We start from the raw sequence: 13,648 nt of genomic DNA on the forward strand, positions 1-13,648 counted from the left end.
TAGAAGAATATAATAGAGAAATATTGGGGGATTTAAATGTTCACAGTTATAATAATTATCATTATTTTAGTAGTGGTATTTGGAGGGGCAAGTGGAAGTGCGAGTTCGAGTCAAAATGGTTCGTCTAATTCACATGGAAACCCTACTTCTAATAAAAATACTACAGCTACTTCAGGAGAAGGCACAAGAAAAGTGAAAAATACGGTCTCTCCTACCGCAGAAAAATCTAAATCAAAAGTTATCAAAACCTTTAAAGAATGCCCGAAGTGTGCATCAAGGAACTTAATTGAAAATCTCAATAGCTCAAGTACTTGTAATAAGTGCAATTGGAGATTGTTTGAAAGTTATAATTCAAACGTAGCCAATGGGGAGAAACAAGTTAAAAGTTCTCCACACTCAAAAAGTGTTAAATCTGTAACTGATGTAAACGCCCCTATAATTGTAAGGCTTGCTGGAGTTACATACGAAGGCAGACAAGAAATTTTATCTGAAATGCGTATGACTGACAAAATTAAAATGAAAAGAGAAAAATACAACAACTACGATGAAAATGCGATTGCTGTCTATAATATTAATGACCAGAATATAGGATGGATTCCAAAGGATATAGCTACCGCTTTAGCACCAAATATTGACGCAGGGGAAAAATATAAAATCGAAATTAATAAAATTCATGGAGGTAATGGCTATAACTATGGCGTTGAAGTTCTTATTAATAAGATGGACAACACGTTGAAATCCTATCAAACACACAAACATAGTTCTAAGTCTGCTAAGACTTTCAGCGAAAATATTAACTCTAAACCAGCTAATAAGCTATTTCAAAAACCCGAATACATTTATTTGGATTCGATTTTAACAAAATCAGCGAATCAAGAATCTTTAAAAGAAGTTCACAATGTCTTAGCAGACTTTATTAAATATAGAGATAAAACTCTACCTAAGTTAGACAGGAAAAACATTGAGCATTTAGTGATTGCTGATTTGGAATCTCTATTTGATAATACAATAATGCTGGCAGCCGGAACTGAATCCAATTTTATTCATAGACATTATAAAGCAATTTTAGTACAACTTTCTTTTCAGTTAGGATTTTTAATTCACAGACTTCTACCGGGTAGCACGTATGCAAGTTATGCACAAAGTAAAATGAGTTGGTTGAGCACCATGGATGTTCGTCTTGAGACCAAAGCATTACAACCATTTTTTTATGAAAACGTAGTAGTTTCAGGGAACTCTCCGACAATTGCTGATACAACTGTAAGTGATCAAATTTACTTTTGGGATATTGAAGAAATCAATTATGTGCTGTCCAACTTAACTGACTTAGGATTTGAGTTTAAAAAGTTTATTAAACAATATTGAAGTTTAAATAAGTACGCTGAATACTTAATAATAAAGATATTGAATTGAGTAAAACTAATGTAAGAAGACATGAGATGAAATGACATAATATCTGTACACTATGCCTGTATAACAGTATGGAACAAAATATAAGAACAGATTTTAAAAATAAAAACTAGATAGATGATACAAGAAGATTAAAAGAATAATTAAAAGAAGTGGCTAACTTTTTTATAAATTATACGAGTGAAAGAGTTTTTACTTACTCAACATAGTAGTGAAATTTATTCATGTCAGTTCTCTTTTAATTAAGGCGCCTAATAATTCAATCATTTAACTGTCTTAAATCCAACCACACTTAGATAAGAAGAAAAAGTTCACCAAAGTAAATAGAATTCTTGGAATAGCTGCTACGACTTGCCCTTGTAGTAAGCCTCTTTACGTATACTAAGAGATTTTGAATGAAATTGAACCAATGATGGACATTATAAATGAAGCTTTTTGAATTATGGTTCCTTATTTGAAGGAAGGCTTGATTGCTTCCGCGCTTATGTTGGAAAAGGAATTAGGACATTTTAAGTTTAGTATAAACAATAGAAATATTCCTTTCTAACGGTAAAGGATATAAAAAAGGAGATATTTTAAATGACAATGTCAAAAGAAGAAGCTAAAAAATTCATTAATAGCGAAGAAGTTCAGGAATGTATTCTTCACCACACTGCGCTTGCGTTTGATAATATTTTAGTTTATTTTGCTACTCAGCCTGAGCTTGGTTATTTAAGAATTCAATCAGAAGATGAGGTAAATAGATTAGCTCTGTCAGACTTTTTAGAACTTTTTTATACTACTGATGACACCTTTCTTAAGTTATACCCTAAGCAGACGCTTTACGAGGAAGCATCACTAAGCAAGCATTTTCGTAGTGCAATTGGCTTTATAATAGTTTCAGCGGTTTCAGAATACTTAGAGGTTGAGGTAAACCACTTATGGAATGACGAATCTGACTTATACGAAGCGTGCTTTGAAGTTGCAGGAAAAAGATATTTTGAGTTAATGTCATTGAATGATTTGTATACTATCGAAAGAGATTATCCAACAAGATTAATGAGAATAAAACAATTCATGAAATAAATAAGATCAATATAAAATATATTCAATCTAATCGAAATTTTAAGATGTGATAGTTCAGATACAAAAAAGACCGAGTGCGCTAACACTCGTTCGATTCAGTATATGCAGTGTAAGCGCGGCTGGCCAAATTGAAGATGTTTTTTAAGCAAAGAGTGACCACATAAAATCCTGGCCGGGAATGGGTGGTTGCTTTTTTGGTGATCGCGAATCGATCGGCTAAAGCTGAAGTGAGGAATATGCTGAGTTGAAACAAGTGAAGAGGGCCGGATATTGATTGTGAGCGACACCCCGGTTCCGTGGAGTGACACGCTAGAGAAGAAGGACGCGCACTCGGAATATAAAATCGGGTCCATCACGCCTCATAAAGCGGCGCTCGGCCTCTATATCGATTTCCCGCATAATTTATTGGATATCGACCGGGTGGAAGACATCGTCGATCCCGAAATCACCTTGACTTACTTTGAGCCAGGCACGAAAACGTCCACGGCGAAAAGCTGGTGGCGGTTCCGCTCAGACGAGAAATTCGACAGTGTCCATATGGTTTTGAGAAAAACTGAACTGGAGTTGTATGATTTCACGAGAGACGACTGGGTCGGATTAATGGAAGAAATCACGGCTGTTCATAAGGGATGAGCAAGCTAGCCGCATGGCGGATCTGCAATAGCTTTTCATCAAACACATACTAGATTTCCACACTTGCCGATTCAACCTGGCAAGTGTTTTTTATTGTCCCGTATTCAGCAAGTGGCCTGAAGGAGTTAGGAAAGTATTGTGTATCCTTTCTATCTAACGGGTTAGTTATCTAGGCGCTACAGAGAAATAATGTATAAGGAATGAAGTATATTTGCACCTAATTGCTTCAATATTTTTGGTATTAATTGGCATCGTTCGTTTTATTAAAAAGAATGAACAGGCGTATGCGTATATAGTAGCACCTCCTGTGGTATAGAATAGGAAGAAACTAATCTACTGAAAGCATCGGGGGATGAAAAATGAACGAATTTATTGAGTTCAGAAATCGTGTGTATGACAAGGAAAGTAACTATAATTATCCTCTTCAATTTTTAGATGAGTACATAAATAACAGCAAGGCGATAAACTCCGATGAACAAAGAGTGGTCGAGCAAATTCGAACGATCAAGCAACTAGAGCTGGACAAGCAGCTAGGTGAACATGAAGTAGACGAATTGCTGTCGTTTTTAGGAGAGCATCCAACGACAGACCGCTTTATCGCAGATGCGATTTTACATTTGTTCCATGATGACAACAAGCAACTAATAGAGAGAAAAATAAAAGACTTACTCGTAAACCAACAATACGATAGCCAAAAGCTTTATCATGTGTTGGATATTTGCATTGAATGTGGTCTCGATATGTTAAGCGATGACGATATCTTAGTGATGCTCGAGAAATACGAACTGGATGTAGAGATCGTTTCCATCTTGCTGGACTTTATCGATCGCTTTAACAGACAGGAATTTAAAGACGCGATTTACAAAATATTAGCCATGGATTACCCGGATGGCATCAAGATCCAAGGAATCAATGCATTAATGAATTTGTATCCAACGGAAACTATCGATCAGTCCTTTATGGAGGAGCATGTAAGAAACAAGAAAAACCAGGTGTTTATTGATAGCTATATGGACTTTCTCAAGAAAGACTTCACCTTTGAAAAGCCAGGCATTTCCATTTTACAGTCGATGTTCTATGGGGATTTTGAAGATAGCGGAAAAGGGAATAATGGCGGCTTAGCCGTATTATTAAAAGGCTTGGGTGAAGAGATCTCGAAAGACAGCCGCATAGCCCATGTATTTACGATTACGATTACCCAAGAATTGAACAAGCCCTTTATCAGCTCTCATGGAGATAAACACGTCTTTATCAGGTTGCCGATTTATTTGGACCAGTCTCGATCAGACAAGTTCATCAAAAGAGAGTTGTTTATCAAACGGCAGATAGCCAGTTATTTAAAACGGTCAGCAATAAAGCCCGACGTCTTTCATATCCGGTTTTTAGACAACGCGTCTAAAGCGGTGGCTCATTTAAGTGAGGAATTAAATGGCAAACTGGTCTTTACGCTAACGCCAGACCCGCACCGGAACATGTTTGAGGGAACGGGGCAGTTAAAAGAACTTGGTTTTGACGAGCTTATTGAAAAACTGAACAAGATCAAAATAGGGGATGAATTAATCCACACAAGCAATGGAATCGTTGGGATTGGGAATGGAGATGTGAAAACAGAACTTGCGGTTTATTTCCCTCAATTCAAAGATGAAGATGTAAATGGAAAAATTAAAATGATTGGTGAAGGCATACAAACAGGCCAAACCATTGATGAGGAAGCGATCGCTGCCTATTCCAACCGCCACATCGAATGGAATGAAACCAATAAAGGCTTTTTTGAAAAACCTGTCATCTTAAACGTCGGGAGATTGGCAGTGTTAAAAGGGCAGATGGAACTGTTAAAAGCGTGGGCAAACTCCAAGCTTTCGGAAACCCATAATCTGCTCATCATCGGTGGAGATTTGGAGCGGCCGAGTAAAGAAGAAGAAATGGTGATGGAGTTTTTCGAGGATTTCCTACAACGGCATCCCGAGTTCAAAGACAGGTTCATCCATAAAGGGGCCATGTCGAATGTGGATATCAGATTGCTTGAAAGGGATATTATCAAAAGAGACTTTGACTATCCCCATATCTATCTGTGCTCCAGCGTAAAAGAAGAGTTTGGCATCGCTATTTTAGAAGCGATGTCGATCGGCTTCCTGACTCTCGGTCCGATCAAAGGCGGAGTTAAGAGTTATATGAAGAACGGAGAAAATGGATTTTTGATCGACACCAGCAATGGCGAAACGATTGCCAAAGAAACGGAAAGCCATCTGTATGATCCTAAAATTGATAAAGACGCAGTGAAACAAATTCAAGCTGCAGGACAGAAAACAGTAGATGAAAACTTTTCCATTCAAAAGATTTCACACGAGTTCGTGTCATTTTATTTGTCTTTAGAAGGAGAAAACGAAAATGAAGTATAAAAAAATCTTTGTCGTCAGTCCGCCATTTTACTCGCATTTTAATCCCTTGCTCGTATTAGCCAAAAGCTTTCAAGAACAGGGTGCACAAGTGACAGTTGGCTGCAGCATCGAATTCAAGGAACAAATCTTGAAAGAGAATTTGGCTTTTTATGAAATTGACATCAGTTCCAATAAAAATACAGGGACCAGTGAAGACACCGTGCAGCCGGATACGGAGAGAATGAGGTTGGAAGAATTCTTCGAGTCGACCAAAAAAGGGGCGGTGGAAACACTGATCACCCAGTCCCGCCACCGAAAAGCGGATATGCTTTATAATCCGCAAGAGCTGATTGATAAGATTAAGACGATAGATGATTCTATGGATGTTGACCTCTATGTGGTGGACATCTTATCGTATTCGGTTACGCTGAGCTTGTATTTCTTGGGGCTGCCTTTCGTGACGTTTTGCCCGCCTCATCCGAACACCATTCCAAGAGATGGACGGTATTTCAATGTACCGAAAAGCTGGCCAGAGGCGATAACGGTCAAGGAAGAAGATTTGAAGAAGTTAAAGCAAGTTTCCACCCAAACGCAACAGGAGTTTACTGAAGTCTTCAACAATATTATCAGTGAAAATAAATCGATTAAAAAAATCGGCAATGCGTTCAGCTTAGTCTCTGAAATCGCGGTGATCTACAATTATTTTGATTTCAACAATATCGAAAAAAGTGAAGAAAGCCCGAAAGAATTATTCATAGGGAATTCATTTGAAGCGGTTGCGTTAGATGAAGACTGGATGGAAAAGATAGAGACGAAAGAACAGAAAATCATGATCAGTTTAGGGACTTTTTTGTCGAATAGAAAAGACGTCCTGGAAAAACTCATCCTGTCGGCCAGGGAAAGCCATCCTGATGCGCTGTTGATCGTTTCGGCAGGCAGCCATGCGGAGGAACTCAAGAAGTACAGCTCGCCCAATACGATCATCGAAGGTTTTATTCCTCAAGTCGCGCTGATGCAGTATGTCGACACCGTGGTCTTTCACGGCGGCTGCAACACCTTGACTGAAGCGATGTACCATGGGAAAAAGATGGTCATCTTACCGTTCTCCAGCGATCAGTTCAATATTGCCTATGATATTGAGAAGAATAATTTGGGAAGAGTGCTGGACCCGAATAATTTCAGCACAGAACAATTGGCACAGGCGTTTACTGAGCTAGAAGAGAGTTCTAAAGACAATTTGCTGCATTGGCGCAACGTCTCAAGAGAACGAGGCGCGGATTATGCGGTGAAGAAAATATTGGAGATTGAATGACATCCAAGTATAGAGGTTGACTAATAAGTCGATATTCCGCAAAACAGCTGCGCTTTCCGCGGGCTCGCGGAAAGCGCAGCATGGAGCGCAGAGTCCTATATATCGAACATGACACGGTGGATCGAATAATAGCTGAATAAAATGGAAAAGAGGTGTTGTATGAAGGAAGTAGTTGGAGCTGATACAAAGACTAGGAATACAAACAAATACGATGTGGATGGCGTACCTCCATTAAGAGAAGCCATACCATTAGGATTGCAACATATTTTCGCGATGTTTTTAGGGAATGTTGCTGTCCCGATCATCATTGCAGGTGCGGTCGGCATCACCGGAGCGGATTTGACAATCTTGATTCAAAGCGCCATGGTCATGGCTGGAATTGCAACGATCATCCAATGTTACCCAATATGGCTGGTCGGGGCGCGGCTCCCGGTCGTGATGGGAACGAGCTTTGGATTTTTGCCGACCAATCTTGTCATCGCCGGCTCTTACGGCATAGGCGGATTATTGGGTGCCAGCCTGATCGGTGGTTTATTCGGCGGCGCCTTAGGGTTTTTCATCAGGAAAATAAGAAGATTCTTTCCGAAAATCGTCACCGGTACGGTCGTTCTGACGATCGGTTTGTCCCTGTTGCCTACAGGTATTGTCTCGATGGCTGGAGGCAGCGGATCTGAGAATTTTGGATCAGCTAAAAACTGGTTGGTGGCGTTACTCGTATTGGCCATTGTGCTGTTTCTCAATCGATATGCAACCGGAATGGCGAAAACATCCTCCATTTTAATTGGTATTATTATTGGATATTTAGTGGCTTTGCCGCTGGGGATGGTCGAATTCACCGCTATGAGAGAAGCTAGCTGGTTCTCAGTTCCGCAACCATTTTATTTCCCGATGGAATTTTACTGGGGAGCGATTCTCCCGATGATGATCATGTTTATCGTGACATCTGTTGAGACCGTTGGGGATGTGACAGCCATGACGAATGGGGGAGCCGGGCGAGAACCTACAGAAAAGGAACTTTCTGGCTCCGTCATAGCCAATGGTTTTACATCTTCGCTGGGAGCGATTTTCAACTCTCTGCCAAACACATCTTTTAGCCAAAATGTAGGGATGATCGCATTTACCAAAGTCATGAGTCGCTATGTCGTCGCTGTCGGCGCTGGTTTTCTCATTTTGGCTGGGCTGATCCCTAAGATGGGCGCGCTCATCTCCACCATGCCACCAGCCGTTATTGGTGGGGCCACGGTCATCATTTTTTCTCAGATTACCTTAACCGGCATCTCCATCTTAACTTCAGAGCCATTGACTGAAAGAGCCAAGATCATCATTGGCTTGTCTTTGGTATTTGGGCTCGGCTTAAGTCAAGTACCCGATGCAATGGCTGGCTTTCCGGAAGTGATCAAGTTATTGTTTGGCGGCTCTGGCATCACCATCGCCTGCTTTATGGCGATTGCATTGAACTTGATCATTCCTGAGGAAGCAACGAAAGAAGAAAACGCATAATCCCGAAATCACGTGCTTTTGTTAAAGGCGATTCCGTGTATTCGCAAGCATAAACCAAAAAAAGCCGTCTCCGGCAAGCTCAAAGCTTAGCGGAGACGGCTTTCATATTTTGTTAATGAACATTTCTTTAGTAAAATGGTAAATATCGAAGAAATGAGGCATGGCTAATGGAATATATGTATCTCCTGATTGCGGCAGTTTTAGTTATATTAATTGGCGTCTTTCTTTATTTCAGAAACAATAAAGACGCATCCATTCAAATAGAAGAAACACCAAGTGAAAGCATGGAAGAAGAGCTTGAAGTCGAGGAGCCTGAGCCAGAGCCGGAAGACGATGACAGCCATTTGAACCCGGTCGTGACGGAAGTGGAGGACGCCGAACTCGTCAAGAGCGGCTACAAGCGGATTGAAATCCCTGCGAATATGATTCCTGTAATCGCTGAGACCTTGAAAGACGGAGCGGTGATTTTCCATCAAAGTCGGACCTTCCGCGTGCAATTCAGCCCGGAAGTGGTGAAGGGCTTGAAGGATAAGAGCATGACGCTCATTGAGCGGGTCAACGGCAAGGGCTATATGCCGGCGGTGAAAAAAGATGGCGTGAAAGGGATATACGAGCAGGCGGTGTTGGTGAAACGGGTGAATCCTGGTCTTGTGGCCCATGCGAGCATGAGCTTGTTGACAACCGTGGTCGGCCAGCAGCAACTCATGGAAATCCAAAGTTCCTTGAAGAGCATGGAGAAAAAACTTGAGACACTCATCCAACACCGCGAACATGACTTTGCTGGGAAGATCGATGCGCGCTTTGGTTATTTCAAAGAAGTCATCGAACGCTTCCGGAGAAATGGCATCACACTAGGCGGCGTGGAAGATGCGGAAATCGAAGGCTTTTACACAGCGACGCTGCAGGATTTGAAAGTGCTGACGAAAGACTTGAAAGCCATCGTCGCGAGCGTCGTGAACTTGAAAGAGCATGAAACGCTGCGGAAATGGGGGGAGGCCCCGGTGAAAAAAGAGTACGAGCAACTCATCGGGCGCTTCAACGCAAAACAGGAATTATTGCTATTGAACGTTCAGTTTATCCAGGAATGCTACGAGCCGTATTTGCGGACCATTCGGAATTACGAAGAAGCCGACGTGAAATCGCAGACTTTGGCCGAGATCGTGACGGAGAATCATTCCTTGATCCAAAGCATTGAAGAGAAAGTGAAGAGCATTGAAGAAAACTATAAAGTTAAAATCAACTTCGGCCTGAAAGCCTTGAAGTACCGCAATTTGGAGAGCTTGAAAGAACTGGCGCCTGTGAAGATTAATGAGCAACAAGCTTCGGAACAGGAGGTTCCTTCTGAAGTGTTGGTTGAAGTGACAGAAGATGATCAGGCTTATGCTTATGTGCCGCGGAGAGAGTGAATGTCCCTGTGCACCACACAATTCTGCGGACAAAAACCTTGATGTAGAGAAGATTGTGTTGCCTAATGTCCCTGTGCATGACACAATTCATCGCGAAAAACACCCTCTACTCAGCAGAGGGTGTTTATTTTAGTTGATTAAATTCAGTGGGATTTAAAGTTTGGTGTGATCCGTTTCCGCTTTTCTTATTTACAGAAGCAGGTGAATTAAAGACAGGCTTAAAGCATTTTTAAAAGCTTATAATCACTATCGATATGAAAACCATATTTTGTATAGAAATTTTTTTGTCTAACTTTTTGTTCGTCATTTTCGAAAGACATTTCTCCAGTTATTGCAGTTAGGTTTCTTTTCTTAGCTTCTTTAATAAGGTAAGTCATAAAAATAGTTCCATAACCCTTGCCATATTTTTTAATATAAGGTTTATCACGATACTCTAATACTTGAATATCACTGATTTGTAAAGAATGTTCATTTAAAAAAAGAATCATTGATGATCGATCAATCTTTGTCCAGTGAACTGAGTACAACCAAAAATTTAATACTGGACCTTCTTTATCTTCATGGAGAGCCAGCAAAACTGGCTCTCCATGTTTTGTTTCTAAAAGGGTAGCCACAATTCCGCCTTCGCCTGGCTTATTGAATTCTTTCAACCTTGTCTTAAGTATAAAAAGTTTGAATTTGTTTATTGATTTTACCATTGCTTCCACACACCCACCCCTTTAGTTTTAATACGAGGAATATATTAAAAAGTTTCGATATATTTTTTATCAGATGAACATGAAAACGTAGGGTTGACGGAATTCAATTCTTTTCGATTTATGTGTCCATATGTAAAAGCACCTTTTCTTGTTAATTATAAATGTTGAAGATTAACAATAAAATATTTACTGAATCAGGCTGTAATTTTATGTGCTATTCTGGAATTGTCTTACAAGGGAAAGGGGAATCTAGCATGAGTACAGTTAATAGAGCGCTACAGTCTATAGGGAAATCTAATTTTGTTCACTACTTCGAGGATTATAAGCAACTGGCATTTAGCAAGGAAAAACTAAGCGGGAAAGATAAAATGCCTTTGGCTAAAAAGCTTCTAGAGGACAATCCAAATGCTTCTAAAATTTCTGGCCAATTAATGAGGATTTCTTCAGCTATTACCATTTTTAAAAATGGGTGGGAAGAAGAAGCTTTAAAAGAAGTGATTGCTTCAAAGCATCCCTCGATCAGTAAAGAGATAAAAGCAAAAGCCGCAGCATTAATTAGTATGAGATAAAATCCGAAAGAGTCTATTAATAAACTATTAAATAATAGAACCCAAAAACTTAATATGCTATAATTTAGACATAAAAAAAGACCGAGTGCGCTAACACCCGGTCGATGCAGTACATGCCGTATAAGTGCGGCTGGCCAAATTGAAGATGTTTTAAGCAAAGAGTAACTACCTACAATCCTGGCAGGGAGAAGGCGGTTACTTCTTTTTGTTCATGGCAATTGCGATGATCGCAACTCCAGCGGTCAAAGCTGAAGTGAGGAATATACCAAATTGAAATAGCATATTCATAGCATCGTAAGTTACCATATCTAAACACCCCCTTTCTCAAGGGAGTGCCAACCGCCCGTCCACTTTATGTAGCTGCATTTTTTATTTTATCACGTAGATAGAGAGTTTACTATTGCGGATAAAATGTATGGGACTTGTGCCGCTTCTTGGAGATTTTAGATAAACGTGATGGGAGTTATATAATATACTTTTTCTGTTCAGTCCGTGGGGAGATTGTTCTTATCGAAAACTGAAGCCAGATAAGTAACTCTATGTCTCGTTCTTTTCTGTGGAACTGAAAGTATTTCATGACAGAACTACTATGTTGTGTGTTCGGTAACTTGTACTTTGCGAGTTTCTATTTCAGATATTTTTTAATGGTTATAAAATGGATTATTAAAATTCATTAAACACTAAAAAGGATCAAGACGGCATACATCCAAGCCACCCCTGATCCTTTATGACGAAAACTAATACTTTAAAATAAAATTCATCAAGAAATTCTCTTAGGGCAGCGGGTGGGATGACCACACGCCCAGTATCAGGAGAAATGCTTTGACAAACAAATTGCTAAGCAAGTTTCTTACTTTCAAAATAGTTTGTTTTAGCATATACATTCCCCCTTTAAGGATTCGAACCTTGAAATAACTTCGAGTTATTAACGCAACGATGAAATCAATCACCGATATAACAAGTAGCATTTCTCCCGCTCCCCTAAAAGAATTTCAATGTAAGTATTATAACCTTCATATTTTAAGAACTCAAATGTCTTACTAATAAAAATACCCTTAACTAAATGGTGAGTGCTAAATACCAACTCTTTAGTAAAGGGTGTTTTTTTGTTGTCTTAAAAACTCAATTTGCTTTAAAATGTGGGATCTTTCGTTTAAATGATTTCTGTTCATAAGAATAAGCCAGTTCAATCAACCGCGCTTCGCTGAAGGCCTGCGCACTGAAGGTCACGCCAACCGGATGTCCGTCTTCTGTGTAACCGGCCGGCACCGTGATGGACGGATAACCCGCTTTGGCCGACATCGCCGCGCCGCGGTTGTTTTGGAAAAGAAGTGCGTCGAGTTGGTGCTGTTTCATGACGTGGTCGATGCCTTCTGTGGTAGAAGTGCGCCAATCGATTTCGCGGTGTTTCAGGTATGTCGCGTCGTTCGGATCGTCGCTCAAGCCTTGTGCTTTCTCTAGTTCGGCTTGGCCGAATTTCATGCGACGCTCGGGGTCTTGTTTGTTGAATGCGATGACGTCTGCGAGTGATTTGACCGGCACTTCGTCTGGTGTAGTCGCAAGATAGTCGTTGACGCCGCGCTTGAATTCGTACCATAAGACGTCTGATTCGAACTCCTGTTTTGGAATCGTCAATTCGACGACAGTGGCGCCGAGTGCTTTGATTTGCTCGATGGCTGCGTCCATAATGGCGCGTTCTTCCGGGGCTTCGTTGTTCAAAAACGATAAGTCCACGCCGATACGGGCGCCTTTCAAGCCATCTGATTTCAGATGCGGCGTGTAATCGGTGAGTGTGCATGCTGCGCTCCCCAGTGTCGCCGGGTCTTGTTCGTCGACGCCGGTCATCGCGCCAAGTAAGATTGCAGCATCCGTCACGGTACGTGCCATCGGTCCAGCGGTATCTTGGCTTTCGGCGATCGGGATAATGCGCGAGCGGCTGATGAGCCCGACGGTCGGCTTGATGCCGACGAGGGAATTGGCACTGGATGGGCTGAGGATCGAGCCCGAAGTTTCCGTGCCGACGCCGACCACTGCGAAGTTCGACGCGATCGCAGCACCAGTCCCCGAACTCGAGCCGCCGACGTCTTCTGGTTTGAAGATGTCGATGCCGTACGGATTTTTCACTTGTCCGGCGAGTGAGCTATAGCCGCTCGGTCCATCTTGCGACATGAAATATGCCCATTCGCTCAAATTTACTTTGCCGAGGATGATGGCGCCGGCGTTTCGCAGTTGCTTCGCCACGAACGCGTCGTCTTTCGCGAAATTGTGTTCGAGTGCGATGGCGCCGGCAGTGGTCGGCATCGGGTCTTTCGTTTCGATATTGTCTTTCAGCAACACGGGAATGCCGTAGAGCGGTCCTTGCTCAGTCTGTCCGCGTTGTTCGTCCAACTCGGCTGCAATTGCCAACGCGTGTGGATTGATCGCCCGGACGGAATTGACTTTCGGTCCGTTTTGATCGAGTGCTTCGATCCGGTCGAGATAGGCTTGGACCAATTCGACTGAGGTCAGTTTTTGGTCACGGAACGCTTGTTGAACGTCTTCGATGGTCGCTTCGATCAGTTTAAATGTGCTCGTTTCCATATGTAGGCTCCTCGCTATAATGATGTACTGTCTTTAATTGTACATGAATTCGTAATTTTGTATAAAGTTTTGGTCGATGTCCCTGTGCACGACACAA

At 41.3% G+C, this 13,648-nt stretch carries 11 protein-coding genes; 8 read left to right on the plus strand and 3 right to left on the minus strand.

The window, feature by feature from the left end; genetic code table 11:
* The first annotated feature begins 36 nt into the window (after positions 1–36).
* The 7 genes from AUC31_RS01755 (at position 37) to AUC31_RS01785 (ending at position 9,704) form a co-directional block, all read left to right on the plus strand.
* Positions 37–1,365, plus strand: a complete 1,329-nt coding sequence (locus AUC31_RS01755; RefSeq protein ID WP_083509104.1) for an HIRAN domain-containing protein — start codon at positions 37–39, stop codon at positions 1,363–1,365.
* A 624-nt stretch (positions 1,366–1,989) separates the two neighbouring features.
* On the plus strand, positions 1,990–2,475 hold the full coding sequence (locus tag AUC31_RS01760; RefSeq protein ID WP_058381666.1) for a hypothetical protein: 486 nt from the start codon (positions 1,990–1,992) through the stop codon (positions 2,473–2,475).
* A 270-nt stretch (positions 2,476–2,745) separates the two neighbouring features.
* Entirely contained in the window at positions 2,746–3,108 is a 363-nt protein-coding gene (locus AUC31_RS01765; RefSeq protein WP_058381665.1) for a hypothetical protein, read from the plus strand.
* A 359-nt stretch (positions 3,109–3,467) separates the two neighbouring features.
* Complete coding sequence (locus AUC31_RS01770) at positions 3,468–5,507, plus strand: glycosyltransferase family 4 protein (RefSeq protein ID WP_058381664.1); 2,040 nt, start codon at positions 3,468–3,470, stop codon at positions 5,505–5,507.
* Positions 5,497–6,798: a glycosyltransferase gene (locus AUC31_RS01775; RefSeq protein ID WP_058381663.1), complete on the plus strand. Its 1,302-nt coding sequence runs from the start codon at positions 5,497–5,499 to the stop codon at positions 6,796–6,798. Before AUC31_RS01770 ends, AUC31_RS01775 begins: the two co-directional genes overlap by 11 nt.
* A 159-nt stretch (positions 6,799–6,957) precedes the next feature.
* Positions 6,958–8,298 carry a uracil-xanthine permease family protein gene (locus AUC31_RS01780; RefSeq protein WP_058381662.1) on the plus strand — a complete coding sequence of 447 codons (1,341 nt, stop codon included), beginning with the start codon at positions 6,958–6,960 and terminating at the stop codon, positions 8,296–8,298.
* A gap of 167 nt (positions 8,299–8,465) precedes the next feature.
* A complete protein-coding gene (locus AUC31_RS01785; protein ID WP_058381661.1) occupies positions 8,466–9,704 on the plus strand; it encodes a hypothetical protein in 1,239 nt (412 codons plus the stop codon).
* A 218-nt stretch (positions 9,705–9,922) separates the two neighbouring features.
* Here the strand turns inward: AUC31_RS01785 and AUC31_RS01790 are convergent, their stop codons facing one another.
* Positions 9,923–10,411 carry an N-acetyltransferase gene (locus AUC31_RS01790; RefSeq protein WP_058381660.1) on the minus strand — a complete coding sequence of 163 codons (489 nt, stop codon included), beginning with the start codon at positions 10,409–10,411 and terminating at the stop codon, positions 9,923–9,925.
* 245 nt (positions 10,412–10,656) lie between these two features.
* Between AUC31_RS01790 and AUC31_RS01795 the strand changes: the two genes are divergently transcribed.
* The gene (locus AUC31_RS01795) at positions 10,657–10,971 is read left to right on the plus strand and encodes a hypothetical protein (protein WP_058381659.1); all 315 of its coding nucleotides are present in this window, start codon (positions 10,657–10,659) and stop codon (positions 10,969–10,971) included.
* 195 nt (positions 10,972–11,166) lie between these two features.
* On the opposite strand, the gene AUC31_RS17925 is transcribed toward AUC31_RS01795, so the two are convergent.
* Together AUC31_RS17925 and AUC31_RS01805 are read right to left on the minus strand one after the other, a co-directional pair.
* On the minus strand, positions 11,167–11,277 hold the full coding sequence (locus tag AUC31_RS17925) for a putative holin-like toxin (protein ID WP_237150684.1): 111 nt from the start codon (positions 11,275–11,277) through the stop codon (positions 11,167–11,169).
* An 816-nt stretch (positions 11,278–12,093) separates the two neighbouring features.
* Positions 12,094–13,551, minus strand: a complete 1,458-nt coding sequence (locus AUC31_RS01805; protein WP_058381657.1) for an amidase family protein — start codon at positions 13,549–13,551, stop codon at positions 12,094–12,096.
* Between the last annotated feature and the right edge of the window lie 97 nt (positions 13,552–13,648).

The organism is Planococcus rifietoensis (assembly GCF_001465795.2).
GTDB classification, from domain to species: domain Bacteria; phylum Bacillota; class Bacilli; order Bacillales_A; family Planococcaceae; genus Planococcus; species Planococcus rifietoensis.